The organism is Bacillus sp. 3103sda1 (assembly GCF_024159135.1).
Taxonomy (GTDB): domain Bacteria; phylum Bacillota; class Bacilli; order Bacillales; family Bacillaceae_G; genus Bacillus_A; species Bacillus_A rhizoplanae.
Window position 1 is genome coordinate 3607574 of sequence record NZ_JAMYWS010000001.1, and the last position, 19577, is coordinate 3627150.

A 19577-nucleotide genomic window follows, 5' to 3' on the forward strand; every position below is an offset into this window, starting at 1 on the left:
ACCATCCAAGGTTCGAACAAAATGGGTTAGGAAATTGGAGAATCTAGCTCTACTAATATTTCGTCATGCTGATGCATTTCATCCTCTGCACTTTTTTCCATTTCTTTTAAGAGCAGATACGTTTCAATGCTTCCTGTTTTCGAGAAAACTTTCCAGGTAAAATCTAACATAAGAATCCACCTTTCTTAGTAAGCGTGCATGTAACCCAATTTCTTTCTTTGTTATTAAAATGACCCATTTTGTTCATTTTCATGTGAGAAAATTTTTTCTAAAATATACAGTTTTTATCCACTATTTGTGGGCAGCAAAAACTCGATTGGTTCAACTAACCATTCGTAAAGAAAAACATCTCACGAATGGAAGTTTCACTTTATAGATATTCGTCTTCACGGAAGCCAAGGTCACGTAACTGTGACATTTTGTTACGCCAATCTTTCTGCACTTTTACCCACAGCTCTAAAAATACTCTTGAACCAAGAAGCGACTCAATATCAAAGCGCGCTCTCTTTCCAATTTCTTTTAACATCTTTCCTTGTTTCCCAATCACAATTCCTTTTTGTGATGGACGTTCTACAATGACTGTTGCATTAACATAAACTGCCCCGCCTTCACGCTTTTGAATTGCATCAATAACAACCGCAACAGAATGCGGCACTTCTTCACGTGTTAAATGCAATACTTTTTCACGAATAAGTTCTGCAATAATAAAGCGCTCCGGATGGTCTGTCACTTGATTCTCCGGATAATACTGCGGGCCTTCTGGTAAATATTTTTTAATCGCACCAATTAACGCATCCACATTATTTCCTTCTAATGCTGAAATGGGCACAATTTCAGCAAAATCATATAACGTACGGTATTTATCAATAAGTCCAAGCAGCTCCTCTGGATGAACTTGATCAATTTTATTAATTACTAAAAATACTGGTCGCTTCGTTTCTTGCAATTTTTCAATGATAAACTCTTCACCACGTCCAAAGCCTTCCTCTGCATTGACCATAAACAAAACAATGTCTACTTCTTTTATTGTTGTTTGAGCCATTTTAACCATAAAATCGCCAAGCTTATGCTTTGGTTTATGTATACCTGGTGTATCAATAAATATGACTTGCGCATCATTTTCTGTGTATACACCTTGAATTTTATTACGTGTTGTTTGTGGTTTATCACTCATAATCGCAATTTTTTGACCGATAATTCGGTTTAAAAATGTTGATTTTCCAACGTTTGGTCTCCCAATAATAGAGACAAAACCTGATTTAAAACCTTCTCTATTCATGTAAATCCTCCGCTAAAAATGCTCCTGGTAACAATTCTCCTACTGTTGTTTCTTGTATGTCACCTTTTAAATTTGTCAAATACACTTTTGTATTTGACTCACACAATTCTACCATAACTTGACGACACGCTCCACAAGGAGGTACTGGACGTTTTGTATCCGCTACAACTGCAATTGCAGTAAATTCTGTACTTCCTTCCGAAATCGCTTTAAATAGCGCTGTTCTTTCCGCGCAGTTACACAAACCATATGATGCATTCTCAACATTACAACCACGATATACTTTCCCGTCTGTCGTTAATAAGGCAGCACCTACTTGAAATTTAGAATACGGTACGTATGCTTGTTTACGCGCTTCGATTGCTTCTTGAATTAACTCTTTGCTGTTCACAGTTTCTCTTCCTTTCCATTTACAATATGAAAAGATAAAAATCTTTGGAATGCAACTATATCATATACGGTCCAAAGATAATAGCACCAATTACAACGGCAATAATCGAGAAAAATAACACCGCGCCTGCTGCTGCGTCTTTTGCTATTTTAGCAAGTGGTTTCACCTCAGTCGTTACTAAATCAACCGTTTTCTCCACCGCTGTATTAACGATTTCTAGTGCAAATACCCCCCCAATTGTCAAAAGTAAAATAAGCCATTCTGTTTTCGTAATATGAAAATAAAAACCAAGGCCACTAACAATGAACGTTGCTAAACAATGAATTTGTACATTTCGTTCATGGAGAAGACAAAAGAAAATTCCAGCAAATGCATAGCGGAAACTGTTTATAAGTTTTCCTTTTTTCATCTACCCAATCCAAAAGCATTGAGAATTTCTTTTTGTCTTTCAAACATAACCTTTTCTTCTTCTTCTGTCATATGATCATAACCAAGCAAATGCAAAAAGCCATGCACCGCTAAAAAACCAAGCTCACGCTCAAAAGAATGGCCATATTCTTCAGCCTGCTCTTTCGTTCTCGGAATAGAAATAATAATATCGCCTAACATGCGGGGCATGTCCACACCGACAATTTCCATTTCTCCTTCGCCCATATCTTCCATCGCAAAAGAGATTACGTCTGTTGGCTGATCTTTATCACGATATTCACGGTTAATTTCTTGAATGCGCTCATTATTTACAAATGTAATTGAAAGTTCCGCTCCGTCTTCTACAGATTCTGTCTCTGCTGCTTTTTCAACTAACTGTTGAATTAGTTCAACATACTCTTCTTTTACTTCTTCCGTTTCATCAAAAAAGTCAATTATTAACCCCATTTACTTCACCTTTTCTTCTGATAATTTCGGATACTTAATCCGAGAATGGAAAATTCCATTTAATGTTTCACATAATGTTTTCTCCACAATTTGCAGTTCTTTAAATGTTAAATTACATTCACTGAATTGTCCATCTTGTAGACGGTCTTTAATAATACTATGAACAAGATTATCAATTTGCTCTGGTGTTGGTGCATTCATGGAACGCACTGCCGCTTCTACACTGTCAGCAACACCGACAATAGCCGATTCTTTTGATGTTGCTTTTGGACCTGGATAACGAAACATCTCTTCTGTGTACTTCTCTTTATCCTCTTGCATTGCTTTATAGTAGAAATACTTTAACAAAGTAGTTCCATGATGCTGCGCTGTGATATCAATAATCTCTTGCGGAATATGATGTTCTTCTAACATTTTTACTCCATTTGTAACATGGGCAATTATAATATCTCTGCTTGTTTCAGGGTCCAATCGATCATGGGGATTTGAGATTCCCATTTGATTTTCAATAAAGAAATGCGGCTGCACTGTTTTTCCGATATCATGATAATATGCTCCTACACGTGCTAGCACACCATTCGCCCCAACAGCTTCACATGCCGCTTCTGATAAATTCGCGACCATGACACTATGATGATACGTTCCTGGTGCTTCTAATAAAATTTTGCGAAGCAATGGATGATTTGGACTTGCTAATTCCACCAACTTCATACTAGAAACAAGACCAAGGCCACTTTCTAAATATGGCAAAATTCCCATTGCTAAAACCGATGAAATAATCCCAGATGCTGCTGCCATTAATAAATGTGTTCCAATCTCAATCGGTGAAAAGTTTCCATTGCGCAGTAGCAATAAAGCTGCTAATACAACCACATTTAAAATAGATACAAGTATCCCAGTTTGCAGCAACATTGTACGACGATTTTTTTCCCGTAAAAAAATGCTAACAGAAAGCGAGCTAAGCAATACATAAATCCCAACTGAATAATTAAGTGTACTCGTTACCTCTTCATTAAATAAAATACTACCGCACACTGAAAAAATCACACTTGTTATAAAAACAAATCGATCACCAATCATCAGCTTCACTAATATAGTTCCCATTGCAACCGGAGCAATATAAGCAATACCGGCATATTCTAACTTTTGAAACAAACTAATAATTTTCATTAAAACAACTGTAATGGCGACAATTGTTGTATATGCTAAAATATATGGCTTGTCCTCTCTTTTCGGCTTTAAAAACGCCTCAAATTGCTTATGCATAAAAAATAGAAGAACACCAATAAAAATAGCCAGTCCCAAAAATGGTTGAAATGAATTACTTTGATTCAGTAATCCTACTAACTTCAACTGTTCATACACTTCTCTTGTAATTGTTTCACCTTCTTTTACAAGAATTTGACCTTGTAAAATATAGACAGGATCCACTTGATCCATCGCCATTTGCTTCTGTTCCTTCGTAGCAGACGAATCGTAAAAATAGTTTGGTACAATCGCATACTGACCAAGTGCGGTAATTGCTTGTTTCAATTCGTTACTAACAGATACGTTTTTTAACTCGTTAGTAATACGGTCTTTAAACTGATCCACTTCATTCATTTTAATTTGATAACTCATTAAATTATTGACAGCTGTGACGGTTGATTCCCTCGCCACAAGAAGCTGATCTTCTGTCGCATTTAAAAATTGCAACAACACTTGATCAGACAAACTTTTCGTTAAATCCGTTGGCAATTTCTTTTTTAATTTATCCAATCGTTCTGTAGTCGACAAGTTTTTTTGCGCATTTGGTGCCGAAGCATTTGCCTCTGAATCCACTTCTTTTATTGCATCAAAGACCGAATTCACAACATCAATCCGGTTTTGTTTATATTCACTTCGATACGTATACTGATCCTCGACCTTTTGAGCCGCTTCTCTCTTTTTCTTTTCTGTCGTTACTTTATCTTCAATTTTAACAGGAGAATGGATTGTCTTTTTTGAAATAGACAACATTTTGACATCTAATTGTTCCGGTTTTACATTATTCATCAGCGCCAAAAATAGCACCGCTCCTAATAAAACATAAGAAATCCAGCTCAGTTTTTTCGAATGTTGTGTATTGCGAAACCACTTAGCAACTTCTTGAAACCCTGACATAATTACAATACCTTCTCCTCTCCTGATATAAAGTGAAACTTCCATTCGTGAGGCGCTTTTTCCTTACGAATGGTTAGTTGAACCAATCGGGCTCTTACAGTTGGTTGGCCTTCTCTTCTTTGACCTGCTACTACCAACTGTTTGAGCGGGATAAAAAGAAATGATCCTTACAAGCAGGATCATTCCATTTTATCATATGCTTCAATAATGCGCTGTACGAGCGGATGACGAACAACATCCGATTGCTCTAGTTTAATAAACGAAAGTCCAGGTACACGGTCTAATACATTCGCTGCAATAGAAAGGCCAGATTTCACACCTTTCGGTAAATCAATCTGGGATGGATCTCCCGTTATAACCATTTTCGAATCAAATCCAAGACGCGTTAGAAACATTTTAATTTGCGCTCCTGTTGTATTTTGTGCTTCATCTAGAATAACAAACGCATCATCGAGTGTTCGTCCTCTCATGTATGCTAACGGTGCAATTTCAATAATACCGCGTTCTATCATTCTTTGCGTATGTTCTTGCCCAAGCACATCATGAAGAGCATCATAAAGAGGGCGTAAATACGGATCCACTTTTTCTTTCAAATCTCCAGGTAAAAAACCTAAACTTTCTCCAGCTTCAACAGCAGGTCTTGTTAAAATAATTTTTTTCACATCACCATTTTTTAATGCACGAACAGCCATTACTACAGCTAAGTAGGTTTTGCCAGTACCTGCTGGTCCCATTCCAAAAACAATATCATTCTTCTTAATGGCATAAATATATTGCCTTTGTCCTATCGTTTTCACACGGATGGACTTACCTTTTGCTGTTTTAAAGATTTCTTCTTCATATAACTCTTCAAAATGAGCCAATTTCCCTTGACGGCCAAGTTGAATCGCGTAGATTACATCACGCTCAGAAATCGATACACCCTTGCGAATAACAACTAGAAGCTGTTGTAATATACCTTCAACAAGAGCTAACGCTTCTTCTGTTCCAGATACACGAACAGATTCCCCTCTCGTAACAATCGATACCTCAAGTTCGTTCTCAATTACTTTTAAATGCGCATCATTTACTCCAAACAAAGCAATTGCTTCATTATGGTTTTCCAATTGTTGATTCATCTCTACTAATTGTTCAGCCATTAATTACTCAATCTCCTTGAATATCGGATTCAGATATCGGTTGAGCCTCTGCAATATTTTCAATCACTGTATAATGCAACAATAATTTTAAATTCCCATTCTCAACCTGTTTATGCAAAACTTTCTTCCCTATAATCATAGCACGTTCATCCAGTTTTTTCTTTAATTCTTTTTGTCCCATTTCCTCCGCCACCGCAATTGCCTGTTTTTCTGTATATTCACGGTTTGCTTCCTCCTCTTCACGTACAATCGCTTTTTCATAAGCAATCGGCAGTGTAAAACCGAGCAACTTAACATCATGTCTTACTGTCTCCGTTTTAGACCGCTTATACTTATCATGCTGAAATCCCCATATTTTTATTTTTACGTTTCCGAAAGTAAGATAATGTTCTCTATATGAATTCCCTGTATAGACTTGAAATGTCGTTTTCAAAGGTACCTCCACTTCAGACTTGTACCAAGTTTCACCAAATACAACCCCTTTAGCAGAAACAATTGTCGGGCTATCTTCTTTCCCATATACCCCCGATACAAGAAGTTGTCCCTTTTGCACATAATCATTTTTCATAACTGCTGGCTTTCCAATCTCCACAAACATCTTCGTAATAATCGCTTCTTTTTTTGCAACTAAATGTTGCGGCACCTGTTCTTTTTCTTTTTTCGGTTCATTTTTTTCAACTATTTTAAAGCGATATGTCGTTCCTTTCACTTCCAAACCAATCCACGTAATGGCATTAATATTATCAGTCAAATAACGCTGTACAGTCTCTACACTAGGCATTTGAAATTGCAGCTTCCCTTTCTTAATACCCATTTTGTCCAATTCTTTCATCATAATATATTCCGTCTCTGGCTTTGCCCCTGTTATTTCTATTTTCCATACCATGTTTGATAAAACGATAACAATAAAGAAAAAAAGGAAAAAACCAACAAGAAAACCACTATTTCGAAGTAAGCGTTTATTCCAAAATGGCAGCCCATAACGTCCAATGAAGTACAGTTTACATTCATTTTTACGGTAAATCGGACGTAATCGTTTCACATCACGAAGCGGCATGCAAAATACAAGTGTATCATCTGCAACTTTCTTCACATTCCAAACAGGAATATCACGCCGTACACATTCATTAATAAATCGTTCTACTCCTCTTCCTTGAATCCGCACCTTCACATACCCAATCCATCTTGTAAACCACTGATTTTTCATAGCTCGCCCCCATCAGCTTTCTGAAAAAGGCGCAGTCCCCCATAAAGACCTGCACCTTTCCTATCACTTTGTCCCGCTCAAACAGTCGGTAGTAGTAAAACTAAGAGGCGAATACTAATCGACTGTTTGAGCCCGATTTCTTCAACTAACCATTCGTGAGAAAGAACACCTCACGAATGGAAGTTTCACTTTATCTATCTTTCTTTTCTCCTTCTAAAAACAAGACTTGCTCAATAGTTCCTTCAAGTAAAAGCTCTTCTGGAAGAATCGTTTTAATAACAAAAGAGTCCCCTTTTATTAATAATTGTCCTTGCTTTAACAAAAGCCGCACCTCTTTATCACTAAATACTAATAATCCACGATGATTTTCTATATAAATATGTACCTGCCCGACAAGGGTAATTCTCGGCAGATCCATGAATACATCTGCAGGTAGGTCTATCTGCTTAGTGATCCAATTTTTCATTTGCTGCAACTTTCTCATCGAAGACCCCCCTCTCATCCCATATGTATGAAAAAAAAGCTTGTAATATCACGTCCAAATTGAAAAAAAACATAAAAAAGCGTCTCATTATAAATGAGACGCTTTTTTATGCTAATAGTTGTGAAACAAGCCTATTCACTTGTGAGCCATCTGCTTTGCCTTTTACTTTCGGCATAACAGCACTCATCACTTTGCCCATATCAGCTTTAGAAGCTGCACCAACTTCAGAAATAGTTTGCTGAATAACAGCAGCCAATTCTTCTTCTGTTAATTGCTCTGGCAAATATGTTTCTAAAATCTGAATTTCGCTTTTCAGTTTATCAACAAGGTCCTCACGACCCGCTTTTTCAAATTCAAGGAGGGAGTCTTTATACTGTTTTACTTCACGAGTTAAAACTGTTAATTCCTCATCTTCTGCAAGAGAGTGCTGCAGTTTAATTTCCTCATTTTGTAAAGCAGCCTTAACCATACGAATAACGGTTAATTTTTGTTTTTCTTTATTCTTCATCGCTTGTTTCATATCATCGTTTAAACGACCGAGAAGACTCATAAATTACACCCTCTCTTAGAATTTACGCTTTCTTGCCGCTTCAGATTTCTTCTTACGTTTTACGCTTGGCTTTTCATAGAACTCGCGTTTTCTTGCTTCAGCAAGCGTACCAGCTTTAGAAGTTGATCTTTTAAAACGGCGAAGTGCATCCTCCAAAGACTCGTTTTTACGAACGACTGTTTTTGACATTCTCTTTCCCTCCCTCCGAAACATCCACTTACATCCTAAATTCAGCATGCAAAAAAGAAACACTTACTCAGCATGTCTTTTACGATTATAATACATTTTATACTTTTAGGTCAACTATCTGATAAAAGAAAAGAAGAGCAATCGTGCTTCTTTTTTCACGATACGTTCAATTTCGATATAAAATTCTATATCAATGCGACATTATTCTACCAAAATGTTCGCTTCTATTTTTTCATCATCTGGATACAATATCCTAGACCCTCGTGTTAAAAAATCTTAGCTGCCAGGACTGAACAGTCGGCTCCGCTTTTATTTTATCCAGCTGCAGTGGCTAGAACAGTCGGTCGTTTCATTCTTTCCTACGAGGCAAAAATCGCCTCTGCGTCAAGACTTCCAACGCCCTCATGTTCTAAACGAGCCGCTTCCGCTTTTATTTTAATAATCAGTTGTTGCTGTTTTTCCGCTTACTAGCGCTACACCAGAGCTTGTACCAATGCGCGTTGCACCTGCTGCTACCATTGCGTCCATGCCTTTTTCGTCACGAACACCGCCTGATGCTTTTACACCGATATCTGGTCCCACTGTTTTTCTCATTAATGCAACATCTTCTACTGTTGCACCGCCTGTTGAAAATCCTGTTGATGTTTTTACAAAGTCAACGCCTGCTTTTACAGATAATTCACAAGCACGAACTTTTTCTTCTTCTGTTAATAGACATGTTTCAATAATTACTTTTACAAGCGCTTTTCCTTTTGCAGCTTCTACAACGGCGCGAACATCACGCTCTACTAACTCGTCGTTTTTATCTTTTAACGCACCGATGTTAATCACCATGTCAACTTCTGTTGCGCCTTTTGCGATTGCATCTTTTGTTTCAAATGCTTTCGTTTCTGATGTGTTTGCTCCAAGAGGAAAACCAATTACCGTACAAACTTTTACGTCTGTCCCTTTTAAAATTTCTGCTGCTGTTTCAATCCATGTTGGATTTACACATACAGAAGCAAAATCATGTTGTTTTGCCTCTTCGCATAGAGTAACGATTGCTTCTTTTTTTGCATCTGGTTTTAATAACGTATGATCAATTAATTTTGCGTAGTTCATTTAAAAATTGCCCCTTTCTCAACTTATACTCAGTGATTTTGTTACTTGTTAGTTGTCTGACAACCTTAATCTTCAGCATTATATCATAAAGTATAGCGTTTTCATATTTTAACTTCTCCATCAAATAAAAAAGCATGCAAACAAAACTGTTTGCATGCTTTTCTCTTCTCTTACGCGCTTGCTGATTCTTTTGGAGATACATCTTCTAGCACACGAACAAATTGTGCTTCATTATAAGGGTAACCGGCTTTCGTGATTTTCACCTTAATCAATTTACCGATTAATTCTTCAGATCCTTCAAAAACAACTTTTAAGTAATTATCTGTATAACCTACATATAATCCTTCACGATCAGCTTCTTTAAATGGTTCTTCTGGAATAATTTCAAGAACTTCACCTTCAAACTGAGATGCATATTCTTTCGCTAATTGATCAGATAATGCGATCAAGCGGTGTACACGCTCGTTCTTGATTTCTTCTGGCACTTGATCGTCCATACGTGCTGCTGGTGTTCCTGTACGTTTTGAATACGGGAATACATGGAGTTCAGAGAAACGATTATTTTTAATGAAATTGAACGTTTCCATAAACTCCTCTTCTGTTTCACCAGGGAAACCAACGATAACATCAGAAGTAATTGCTAGTCCTGGTAACGCTTCTTTTAAGCGATCTAAACGCTCCTGGAAAAATTCCATTGTATATTTACGACGCATACGCTTCAATACGGTATTAGATCCAGATTGAAGCGGAATGTGTAAATGACGTACAACAACTTTAGAGTCGCGCAGCACTTCAATCACTTCATCAGTAATTTGACTTGCCTCAATAGAAGAAATACGAAGACGTTTTAAACCTGTTACTTGCGCTTCCATATCGCGAAGTAATCCTGCCAAATTATAATCTTTCATATCTTCACCGTATCCACCTGTATGAATACCTGTTAGGACGATTTCTTTATAACCAGCATCTACTAATTGCTGTGCTTGACGAATAACTTCTTTTCCATCGCGAGAACGCATTAAACCACGAGCCCACGGAATAATACAGAACGTACAGAAGTTGTTACATCCCTCTTGAATTTTCAAAGATGCACGCGTACGATCTGTAAAATACGGTACGTCTAATTCTTCATATACACGTGTTTTCATAATGTTACGTACAGCATTAATTGGCTGACGTTCATTACGATATTCTTCAATATAGCCAAGCATTTTCTCACGGTCTTGCGTTCCGACAACAATATCCACACCTGGAATTGCCATAATTTCTGCTGGAGATGTTTGTGCATAACATCCCGTTACACAAATTACCGCATCAGGATTTTGACGAACGGCACGACGAATGACTTGACGACTTTTTTTATCCCCTGTATTCGTTACTGTGCATGTATTAATCACATACACATCAGCTGTTTTCTCAAATTCAGTTCGCTCATAACCACCTTGTTTAAACAGTTGCCAAATCGCTTCTGTTTCGTAGTGATTTACTTTACAACCTAACGTATGAAACGCAACAGTTGCCATATATATTCACCCCATTAATTCAAAATGATAAGAGACAGCACTTAGCGCGTATAAAGGCGCCGTTTCTGTCCGCAATATTCTTGGTCCTAAACTGCAAGGTACAAAAGCATGTTCAGAAAGAGAAGACACTTCCCCTTCTGTTAAACCACCTTCTGGCCCAAATACAATGAGTACCTTTTGCCCTGGTTCTAACTTTGTTAAAGCCTTAGCAAAATTTGATTTTTCACCTTGCTTCGCTTCTTCTTCATATGCAACAAGACAACTGTCATAGTCTTTACTCATCGTGAGAAGCTCTTTAAAAGAAACAGGTGCATACACAGTAGGAACTTCACTGCGATGAGACTGCTCGGCTGCCTCTTTTACGATTTTATTAAAACGCTCTACTTTTTTACCGGCTTTTTTCGCATCCCATTTTACAATAGATCGAGATGCTTGAAACGGTAAAAAGGCGGCTGCTCCAAGCTCAGTTCCTTTTTGTAAAATCAACTCAAGCTTATCTCCTTTAGGCAGTCCGCTAGCAATTGTCACAAACACAGGTAGTTCACTTGACATCTCTATCCATTCTACAATAGTCGCATTTATAAATTCATTGGTAATTTCAGCAATTGTACAGATTGCTGTTTTCCCATTTGTACAACAATAAATGTGATCACCAGGCGTCATACGCATCACTCTTCCAATGTGATGCACATCATCTCCTACAATACGAATTGTCGTTTCATTTATGTTTTGCTCTTCTACAAAATAACGCTGCATCATATCACCTTAGTAAAGTTTAGCTCTTTTCGTAAACACACGCTTACGAAAAGAGCCAAACAGTATGATTTAGATTAAACAAACGGTAAGTCCCTCACTACTTTCAGCGAGAGACTTTCCACTTACATTCTCCCGTACAAACGGGCAATAAACACTTGAACAAGGAAAATTCTATCTTATCCTTTACGCGCAATAATTGCTACCCAATCTTCCATCGTTAACACTTCTTCTACTGTAAAACCTGCTTTTACTAACGCTTCTGTTACAATTTTTTCTTTCGCAGCAATAATACCTGATGTAATGAATAATCCACCTTGCTTAACAACTTTTGCTGCATCTTCTGGGAATAATAAAATAATTTCTGCTAGTAGATTCGCAACAATTAAATCAACAGGTCCTTCAATACCTTCTAATAAACTGTTTTGTCCAACAGTTACAACATTCTCTGTATGATTTAGTCGAACGTTCATCTCAGCACTTTCTACTGCAACTGGATCTAAATCGTATGCTTGAATGGACGAAGCACCTAATTTAGCAGCGGCAATACTTAACACACCAGATCCTGTTCCAACGTCAATAACAGTATCACCAGATTGTACTGTTTTTTCTAAAGCACGAATACACATCGTTGTTGTTGGATGTGTTCCTGTACCAAATGCCATTCCTGGATCTAACTCGATAATTTTTTCTTCTGGTGAGGAAGGTGTATACTCTTCCCATGTTGGCACAATTGTAAATGTATCAGAAATTTTCACTGGATGGTAATATTTTTTCCAAGCAGTAGCCCAATCCTCTTCATCTACCTCATTAACAGATACAGTTGCTGCCCCAATCTCGATTCCGTAAGAAGGCAACAGATCAATGGATGATTTTACACTTGTAATTGTTTCTTGCAAAGTATCATTCTTTGGGAAATACGCTTTTACAAGTACACCTTCTGTTGGATATTCAGCTGGATTTAACGCATAAATCTCACCAAATTGTTGTTCACGCTCTTTCGTTAATTCAGCAGGATCTTCAATCGCAACACCGCTTGCTCCTGCTTCATGTAAAATATGCGAGATTGCTTCTACAGCTTCCTCTGTTGTATGAATACTAATTTCTGACCATTTCACAATTTACCAACTCCATTTTTTATTTCCATTATTCCCCTTTAAAAGCTCGCTTAAGCTTTTTAAATAGGCTATCATCATGGTCTTCTTGACCTGTAAATTCTCTCAACAATTCTTTTTGGTGGGATGTTAATTTTGTTGGTGTAACAACACGAACAACAACATATTGATCACCTTGCCCATATCCGCGTACGTTTGGCGCACCTTTTCCTTTTAAACGGAATTCTGTTCCTGTTTGTGTTCCTACTGGAATTTTTAACTTTACTTTTCCATGCACAGTCGGAACTTCCACTTCATCTCCAAGTGCTGCTTGCGCAAACGTTAATGGCATTTCACAAATAATATCATCACCTTCGCGATGGAAGAATTCATGCTCTATTACACGAACTACTACATATAAATCACCTGCTGGTCCGCCGTTTACACCAGCTTCTCCTTTACCAGACACGCGAATTTGTTGACCATTATCAATACCTGCTGGAATTTTAACGTTAATTTTTTTACGTTTACGTACTTTTCCGGAGCCATGGCATGTTGTACATTTTTCTTTAATTATTTGACCTGTTCCAGAGCATTGTCTACAAGCTTGACGATTCACAATACGACCAAATGGTGTGTTTTGCTCCACGCTAACTTGCCCTGTTCCAGAACAATGTTTACATGTTTCTTTCGAAGTTCCCGGTTTTGCTCCGCTACCGCTACATGTATTACAAGGATCTTCAGTTGGAATTTCAATATCCATTTCCTTACCAGAAATTGCTTCTTCAAAGTTTAAAGAAACTTGATATTGAAGATCTGCACCTTGACGCGGCGCATTTGGATCACGGCGTCTACCGCCTCCACCACCAAAGAATGAACTAAAGATGTCTTCAAAACCGAATCCACCACCGAAGTCGCCACCGCCAAAACCACCAAAGCCTTGATTTGGATCAGCATGACCAAATTGGTCGTACTGTGCACGTTTTGAATCATCACTTAATACTTCATATGCTTCTTGCACTTCTTTAAATTTTTCAATTGCATTTTCTTCTGTACTTACATCTGGATGATACTTTTTCGCCAAACGACGGTATGCTTTTTTAATCTCGTCTTTTGAAGCACTCTTGCTAACGCCAAGCACCTCATAGTAATCTCGTTTACTCATAAGTTTGTAACCCCCGATTCCTTTCACATAAACGTAATTTTAACATCGAAAGAAAGTGCTTTGCAACACTGTTTCCTCACTTACAGTATGCAAAAAGAAAAACATTGGACTCCCACACAAAAGACTCTGTGTACACCCAGTCTTTTCTTCACTCGCGAAAAAAGCCAAAGCCAAGGCACGCTTGACTTTGACTTTTTGTCATCTTACTTATTTTATTACTTATCTTCTTTTACTTCTTCAAACTCAGCATCTACTACATTGTCGTTTTTCGCGCCTGCGTTGCCTTGTGCGCCTTCTGCTTGCTGTGATCCTGCAGCAGCTTGAGCTTGCTCATATAATTTTACAGTTAATTGTTGTACGATTTCTTGAAGTGCATCTTTTTTCGCACGGATTTCATCAAGATCATTTTTCTCGATTGCCGCTTTTAATGCATCTTTCGCTTCTGTTGCTTTCGCTACTTCAGCTGCATCTACTTTACCTTCTAAATCTTTTACAACTTTATCTGTTTGGAATACAAGTTGATCCGCTTCGTTACGAAGTTCAACTTCTTCTTTACGTTTTTGGTCAGCATCAGCATTTGCCTCTGCTTCTTTTACCATACGATCTACTTCTTCATCAGAAAGACCTGAAGAAGATTGGATTGTAATTGTTTGTTCTTTACTTGTTCCTAAATCTTTTGCACGTACATTTACGATACCGTTCGCATCAATATCGAATGTTACTTCGATTTGTGGAATACCACGTGGTGCTGGTGGGATATCTGTTAATTGGAAGCGACCTAATGTTTTGTTGTCAGCTGACATTGGACGCTCACCTTGTAATACGTGAATGTCTACTGCAGGCTGGTTATCAGCAGCAGTTGAGAACACTTGTGACTTACTTGTTGGAATTGTTGTGTTACGATCGATTAATTTTGTGAATACGCCACCCATAGTTTCAATACCTAAAGAAAGTGGAGTTACGTCTAATAATAGAACGCCTTTTACATCACCAGTAAGTACGCCACCTTGAACTGCAGCACCTAATGCTACAACTTCATCAGGGTTAACGCCTTTATATGGTTCTTTACCAGTTTCACGTTTAATTGCTTCTTGTACAGCTGGAATACGAGTAGAACCACCAACAAGAATAACCTTATCTAATTCACTTGGAGAAAGACCAGCATCTTTTAATGCACGACGAGTTGGTTCTAATGTTCTTTCAACAAGGTTAGCTGAAAGTTCTTCAAATTTCGCTCTTGTTAAGTTTAATTCTAAGTGTAATGGACCAGCAGCTCCAGCACTAATGAATGGTAATGAAATTTGTGTTTGTGTTACACCTGAAAGATCTTTTTTCGCTTTTTCAGCAGCATCTTTCAAACGTTGAAGTGCCATTTTATCTTGGCTTAAATCAATGTTATTTTCTTTTTTGAATTCAGCTACTAAATGATCGATGATAACTTGGTCAAAGTCGTCACCACCAAGACGATTGTCACCAGCAGTTGAAATAACTTCAAATGTTCCATCTGCTAATTCAAGGATAGATACGTCAAATGTACCGCCACCTAAGTCGTATACAAGAACTTTTTGTTCTTCGTCTTGTTTTTCTAAACCGTAAGCAAGCGCAGCTGCTGTTGGCTCGTTAATAATACGTTCTACTTCTAAACCAGCAATGCGGCCTGCGTCTTTTGTTGCTTGGCGTTCTGCATCGTTAAAATATGCTGGTACTGTGATAACAGCTTTTGTTACTGTTTCACCTAAGTATGCTTCAGCAGAAGCTTTTAAGTTTTGTAAAATGATTGCAGAAATTTCTTGAGGTGTAAATTCTTTACCTTCAACTTCTACTTTGTAGTCTGTACCCATATGACGTTTAACAGACATGATTGTATTTGGGTTCGTAATCGCTTGACGCTTCGCTACTTCCCCAACTTGACGCTCTTCATTTTTGAAAGCTACAACAGAAGGAGTTGTACGGTTCCCTTCTGGATTTGGGATAACCTTTGGTTCTCCACCTTCCATAACAGCTACACAAGAGTTTGTTGTACCTAAGTCAATACCGATAATTTTACTCATGGCGAAACCTCCTACATTTATGTAAATTATTGATTTACTTTTACCATTGATGGTCGAATCACACGATCTTTCAGCTTATAGCCTTTTTGGAGTTCTTCCACAACCGCGTTTGATTCAAACTCGCTGTCTTCTACTTGCATAACAGCTTGATGCTCATGCGGATCAAACTGTTTACCAACAGCTTCAATCGCTTCAACACCTTCTTTATTCAGCGCTTCTAGCAATTGACGATATACCATTTCCATCCCTTGTAATAAGGATTTCATCTGCTCGTCGCTCGCTTCCACTTGCATTGCTCTTTCAAAGTTATCAAGAGCTGGCAAAATATCTGATACAAGGCTTTGTGATCTATACTTTTCAGCCGCTTGCTTATCTAATTGAACGCGGCGCTTATAGTTTTCAAAATCAGCTTGTAGACGAAGCATGCGACCTTCCGTTTCCGACAATTTCGCTTGTAATTCATCTACTTTTTCTTGTAAAAGAGCAGCTTTGCTTTTTTCTTCCACTACAGTTTCTTCGCTATTTTCTGGTGCTACAGCTTCTTCTGTTTGCACTTCTTTTACTTCTTCTACCACTTGTTCATTACGCTCTTCCACAACTTTCACCTCCTTAAAAAAGCAGGGCCAATACAACTCAGCACTAACCCAAATATCTAATTTCTTGTATCCAACTGGTCATCAGCAGCGGGGATACCCCCGCCACAAATAAAAGTTTCTTATTATTTCGGTTTATATAAACCGTGCAGTCCATCTGTAAATTGTTTTGTAAACAATTGCAACAAACTAATGACACGAGAGTATTGCATCCTCGTCGGACCTAAAATCGCAATTGTTCCAAGCTGCTCATCCCCAATCGAGTATGTCGCAGAAATTAAGCTACAATTTTCCATGGCAGCAGAAGAATTTTCACGTCCAATTTTCACTTGAATACCAATTTGTTTGCTCTGCAAGATGTTATAAAACGCATCTTCATTTTCAATCATAGTGAATAATGATCGAACCTTCTGAATGTCATGGAATTCTGGCTGAGCAAGCATATTTGCTTTTCCACCAAAATATATTTTTTCAGATAACGGAAATTGGAATGTACCGTCTAACATTTTCATGACACTATCATAATTATGAACGTACTGGCGCAAAACCATTACAATTTCTTTAAAGATTTTATTATGCAGTTCCGACATCGGTACACCTGATAATTTGTCATTTAAAATGTTAACCATCTTTTCTAAATCTAATAAATCAATAGATTCCGGAACAGTGATGGTCCTACTTTGTACATGTCCTGTATCAGTTACAATAATCGCGACCGCTGTTTGATGATCAAGCGGAAGAATTTGTACATTTTTCAGCTTATTCGCACTCATTTTTGGCCCAAGAACAATTGCCGTATAATTCGTGAGTTCTGATAAAATTTGCGCAGATTGCTGTGCAAGCTTTTCCGCTTCAAAAACTCTTTCAGCAAACAAGTCTTTGATTTGTACAATATCTTCACTTGGCAAATGCTGCGGCGGAAGAAGATGGTCTACATAAAAGCGATATCCTTTTTCAGAAGGAACGCGCCCAGAAGAACTATGTGTTTTTTCAATAAACCCGAGTTCCTCTAAATCAGCCATTTCATTTCGAATTGTCGCTGAACTAAATGTAATTTCTTCTTTCTTTGACAATGTTCTTGATCCGACAGGTTGTGCAGACCCGATAAAGTCGTCAATTATTGTTTGTAAAATTAAGAGCTGACGTTCCGTAAGCATTTCATCATCACCTCTGTTAGCACTCTTATGTTTCGAGTGCTAAATCTATTACTAACTTACCAAAATTGATATTGAATTGTCAACGGAAACGTGATGAGATACAGTGAAACTTTTAGCAGCACGATTTTTGCTGCTAATTAGTTGAACCAATCGGGCTCTTACGGACGGTTAAACTTCTTGATTCACTTCTCTGTACCGTCCGTTTGAGCGGGATACAGTGAAACTTTTAGCAGCATTCTTTTCCGCTGCTAATCAAGTTCTTACAGATGGTTTAGCTTTTCGCTCTACTAAGTGTAGAATCCAATTTAAAGTTAGATTAATCCACTAAGAATGATTGAAATACTTCATTTCCTAATAGCTTTCCTTTTCTTGTTAAACAAATATGAGTATTCGTCTCTTGAAGCAGTTCATGTTCTTTATTATGAAGTAATTGCTTTGCAAAGATTTCGTTCATCTCTACGCCAAATTTTCTTCTAAATTCCAGTTTAGAAACACCCGCTGTTTTTCGCAGCCCTAAAAATAACTCTTCTTCCATTTTTTCTTGTCCCGTTACTCCATGAACATCTAAATATGGCAAACCTGTCTCATCAATTTTCATGAAATATTGTTTTAATGGACCCACATTTTGAATTCGCTCGCCATTTACATAACTATGAGCTCCAGCTCCAAAACCATAATACTCTTCATTATTCCAGTATGTGAGGTTATGTCTACTTTCATAGCCTTCTTTCGAAAAATTACTAATTTCATACTGTTTATAACCATGCTTTTCCATTTCATCCATCACAATTTCATACATTCTTGCTTCATGATCTTCTCCTGGAAGTCTCAGTTTTCCTTTATTCATTAAATTATAAAAGACCGTTTTCGGCTCGACAATTAAAGAATACGCAGAGAAATGTTGAACCCCAAGTGTAAAAGCAATATCTAACGTTTCTCTTACATCTTCTATTGTTTGCGTCGGCAGTGCATAAATTAAATCAACATTAATATTTGTAAAACCAACTTCCTGCGCCTCACGAATTGCTACGAATGCATCTTCTCTCGTATGTCTGCGCCCAATTTTTTGCAATAATTCATCTCGAAATGTTTGAACACCAAAACTAATCCGGTTTACACCACCTTCTAGTAGAAGATTCAATTTCTCTTTTGGCAAGTCTCCCGGATTGGCTTCAAAAGTTAGTTCACAATCGGGCGCAAACGGACGTAAACGACGATTAATGATATTTAATAATTGCTCTGTCTGTTCCATATTTAGCGCTGTTGGTGTTCCTCCACCAACAAAAATCGTTTTCATTTCTTTAAAAGGCGTTTTGGTGGTTGTATTCACAATTTCTTTCTCTAAATATTGCAAGTATTGCTCAACTGGCTGACGCTCAATAAATACTTTATTAAAATCACAATAGTGACAAATATGCTGACAAAACGGAATATGAATATATGCAGCTTGTATCAAACTATGTTCCTACCTTTCTAAAAAGAAAACCCCCGCATTTCGGAGGTTTATTTACTTCTGTAGCCCTATGCGAATTTGTTCCATTCGCATTTTTCCCCAATCATACATCATTTCAACGATTGGTAAAAGTGTCATGCCGAGCTCCGTCATAAAATATTCTACACGCGGAGGTACTTCTGGGTATACAGTCCGATTAATAATTCCATCTTCGGTCAATTCTTTTAATTGATTGGACAAAACTTTATGAGAAATATTAGGAAATAAACGCTGAAGTTCACTGAAACGATGCGGACCTTCCACACCTAAATGCCATAAAATCACAACTTTCCACTTTCCACTAATGATAGAAAGCGTTAGTTCCTTTTCACAATTAAAATCACCGTTTTGTATTTTTTCTTGAATTTCTTTTCGAATGTTCTCAGACACG

General features: G+C 37.6%; 21 protein-coding genes. All 21 read right to left on the minus strand.

Annotation, left to right across the window (positions count from 1 at the left end):
- Window positions 1-26: 26 nt before the first annotated feature.
- Window positions 27-170: a YqzL family protein gene (locus NKR74_RS18125; protein ID WP_098307824.1), complete on the minus strand. Its 144-nt coding sequence runs from the start codon at window positions 168-170 to the stop codon at window positions 27-29.
- A 200-nt stretch (window positions 171-370) separates the two neighbouring features.
- A complete protein-coding gene (gene era / locus NKR74_RS18130; RefSeq protein WP_098307826.1) occupies window positions 371-1279 on the minus strand; it encodes a GTPase Era in 909 nt (302 codons plus the stop codon).
- Window positions 1272-1670 (minus strand): cytidine deaminase, encoded by a 399-nt coding sequence (locus NKR74_RS18135; RefSeq protein ID WP_098307828.1) that lies wholly within the window; start codon window positions 1668-1670, stop codon window positions 1272-1274. The genes era and NKR74_RS18135 overlap by 8 nt, the downstream gene beginning before the upstream one ends.
- A 55-nt stretch (window positions 1671-1725) precedes the next feature.
- Window positions 1726-2079, minus strand: a complete 354-nt coding sequence (locus NKR74_RS18140; RefSeq protein WP_253630422.1) for a diacylglycerol kinase family protein — start codon at window positions 2077-2079, stop codon at window positions 1726-1728.
- A complete protein-coding gene (ybeY, locus tag NKR74_RS18145) occupies window positions 2076-2546 on the minus strand; it encodes an rRNA maturation RNase YbeY (protein WP_098307832.1) in 471 nt (156 codons plus the stop codon). Before ybeY ends, NKR74_RS18140 begins: the two co-directional genes overlap by 4 nt.
- Complete coding sequence (locus NKR74_RS18150) at window positions 2547-4688, minus strand: HD family phosphohydrolase (protein WP_253630423.1); 2142 nt, start codon at window positions 4686-4688, stop codon at window positions 2547-2549.
- 179 nt (window positions 4689-4867) lie between these two features.
- Complete coding sequence (locus tag NKR74_RS18155) at window positions 4868-5827, minus strand: PhoH family protein (protein ID WP_253630424.1); 960 nt, start codon at window positions 5825-5827, stop codon at window positions 4868-4870.
- 7 nt (window positions 5828-5834) lie between these two features.
- Complete coding sequence (gene yqfD / locus NKR74_RS18160; RefSeq protein WP_253630425.1) at window positions 5835-7034, minus strand: sporulation protein YqfD; 1200 nt, start codon at window positions 7032-7034, stop codon at window positions 5835-5837.
- Between the two features lie 190 nt (window positions 7035-7224).
- A complete protein-coding gene (gene yqfC, locus NKR74_RS18165; protein ID WP_098307840.1) occupies window positions 7225-7518 on the minus strand; it encodes a sporulation protein YqfC in 294 nt (97 codons plus the stop codon).
- Window positions 7519-7624: 106 nt separating this feature from the next.
- A complete protein-coding gene (locus NKR74_RS18170; protein WP_253630426.1) occupies window positions 7625-8068 on the minus strand; it encodes a GatB/YqeY domain-containing protein in 444 nt (147 codons plus the stop codon).
- 15 nt (window positions 8069-8083) lie between these two features.
- Window positions 8084-8257 carry a 30S ribosomal protein S21 gene (gene rpsU / locus NKR74_RS18175; RefSeq protein WP_020062243.1) on the minus strand — a complete coding sequence of 58 codons (174 nt, stop codon included), beginning with the start codon at window positions 8255-8257 and terminating at the stop codon, window positions 8084-8086.
- 435 nt (window positions 8258-8692) lie between these two features.
- Complete coding sequence (gene deoC, locus NKR74_RS18180; RefSeq protein ID WP_253630427.1) at window positions 8693-9358, minus strand: deoxyribose-phosphate aldolase; 666 nt, start codon at window positions 9356-9358, stop codon at window positions 8693-8695.
- A gap of 170 nt (window positions 9359-9528) precedes the next feature.
- Window positions 9529-10881, minus strand: coding sequence for a tRNA (N(6)-L-threonylcarbamoyladenosine(37)-C(2))-methylthiotransferase MtaB (gene mtaB, locus NKR74_RS18185; protein ID WP_098307846.1), 1353 nt, complete (start codon window positions 10879-10881; stop codon window positions 9529-9531).
- 6 nt (window positions 10882-10887) lie between these two features.
- A complete protein-coding gene (locus NKR74_RS18190) occupies window positions 10888-11637 on the minus strand; it encodes a 16S rRNA (uracil(1498)-N(3))-methyltransferase (protein ID WP_253630428.1) in 750 nt (249 codons plus the stop codon).
- 176 nt (window positions 11638-11813) lie between these two features.
- The gene (gene prmA, locus NKR74_RS18195) at window positions 11814-12752 is read right to left on the minus strand and encodes a 50S ribosomal protein L11 methyltransferase (protein WP_253630429.1); all 939 of its coding nucleotides are present in this window, start codon (window positions 12750-12752) and stop codon (window positions 11814-11816) included.
- A gap of 28 nt (window positions 12753-12780) precedes the next feature.
- Window positions 12781-13893 carry a molecular chaperone DnaJ gene (gene dnaJ / locus NKR74_RS18200; protein ID WP_253630430.1) on the minus strand — a complete coding sequence of 371 codons (1113 nt, stop codon included), beginning with the start codon at window positions 13891-13893 and terminating at the stop codon, window positions 12781-12783.
- A gap of 215 nt (window positions 13894-14108) precedes the next feature.
- Window positions 14109-15944 (minus strand): chaperone protein DnaK, encoded by a 1836-nt coding sequence (gene dnaK, locus NKR74_RS18205; RefSeq protein ID WP_253630431.1) that lies wholly within the window; start codon window positions 15942-15944, stop codon window positions 14109-14111.
- Between the two features lie 26 nt (window positions 15945-15970).
- The gene (grpE, locus tag NKR74_RS18210) at window positions 15971-16540 is read right to left on the minus strand and encodes a nucleotide exchange factor GrpE (RefSeq protein WP_253630432.1); all 570 of its coding nucleotides are present in this window, start codon (window positions 16538-16540) and stop codon (window positions 15971-15973) included.
- 122 nt (window positions 16541-16662) lie between these two features.
- Window positions 16663-17694, minus strand: coding sequence for a heat-inducible transcriptional repressor HrcA (gene hrcA, locus NKR74_RS18215; RefSeq protein ID WP_253630433.1), 1032 nt, complete (start codon window positions 17692-17694; stop codon window positions 16663-16665).
- Window positions 17695-18010: 316 nt separating this feature from the next.
- Window positions 18011-19150, minus strand: a complete 1140-nt coding sequence (gene hemW / locus NKR74_RS18220; RefSeq protein WP_253630434.1) for a radical SAM family heme chaperone HemW — start codon at window positions 19148-19150, stop codon at window positions 18011-18013.
- Between the two features lie 51 nt (window positions 19151-19201).
- Window positions 19202-19576: a winged helix-turn-helix transcriptional regulator gene (locus NKR74_RS18225; protein ID WP_098307862.1), complete on the minus strand. Its 375-nt coding sequence runs from the start codon at window positions 19574-19576 to the stop codon at window positions 19202-19204.
- Window position 19577: the final 1 nt, after the last annotated feature.

Bases quoted from the DNA above. Each gene is read 5' to 3' on its own strand.
- yqfD (WP_253630425.1), bottom strand. From the start codon at position 7,034: ATGAAAAATCAGTGGTTTACAAGATGGATTGGGTATGTGAAGGTGCGG.
- NKR74_RS18150 (WP_253630423.1), bottom strand. From the start codon at position 4,688: ATGTCAGGGTTTCAAGAAGTTGCTAAGTGGTTTCGCAATACACAACAT.
- NKR74_RS18125 (WP_098307824.1), bottom strand. From the start codon at position 170: ATGTTAGATTTTACCTGGAAAGTTTTCTCGAAAACAGGAAGCATTGAA.
- mtaB (WP_098307846.1), bottom strand. From the start codon at position 10,881: ATGGCAACTGTTGCGTTTCATACGTTAGGTTGTAAAGTAAATCACTAC.
- NKR74_RS18140 (WP_253630422.1), bottom strand. From the start codon at position 2,079: ATGAAAAAAGGAAAACTTATAAACAGTTTCCGCTATGCATTTGCTGGA.
- ybeY (WP_098307832.1), bottom strand. From the start codon at position 2,546: ATGGGGTTAATAATTGACTTTTTTGATGAAACGGAAGAAGTAAAAGAA.
- NKR74_RS18155 (WP_253630424.1), bottom strand. From the start codon at position 5,827: ATGGCTGAACAATTAGTAGAGATGAATCAACAATTGGAAAACCATAAT.
- dnaJ (WP_253630430.1), bottom strand. From the start codon at position 13,893: ATGAGTAAACGAGATTACTATGAGGTGCTTGGCGTTAGCAAGAGTGCT.
- NKR74_RS18170 (WP_253630426.1), bottom strand. From the start codon at position 8,068: ATGAGTCTTCTCGGTCGTTTAAACGATGATATGAAACAAGCGATGAAG.
- yqfC (WP_098307840.1), bottom strand. From the start codon at position 7,518: ATGAGAAAGTTGCAGCAAATGAAAAATTGGATCACTAAGCAGATAGAC.
- rpsU (WP_020062243.1), bottom strand. From the start codon at position 8,257: ATGTCAAAAACAGTCGTTCGTAAAAACGAGTCTTTGGAGGATGCACTT.
- dnaK (WP_253630431.1), bottom strand. From the start codon at position 15,944: ATGAGTAAAATTATCGGTATTGACTTAGGTACAACAAACTCTTGTGTA.
- era (WP_098307826.1), bottom strand. From the start codon at position 1,279: ATGAATAGAGAAGGTTTTAAATCAGGTTTTGTCTCTATTATTGGGAGA.
- NKR74_RS18190 (WP_253630428.1), bottom strand. From the start codon at position 11,637: ATGCAGCGTTATTTTGTAGAAGAGCAAAACATAAATGAAACGACAATT.
- hrcA (WP_253630433.1), bottom strand. From the start codon at position 17,694: ATGCTTACGGAACGTCAGCTCTTAATTTTACAAACAATAATTGACGAC.
- deoC (WP_253630427.1), bottom strand. From the start codon at position 9,358: ATGAACTACGCAAAATTAATTGATCATACGTTATTAAAACCAGATGCA.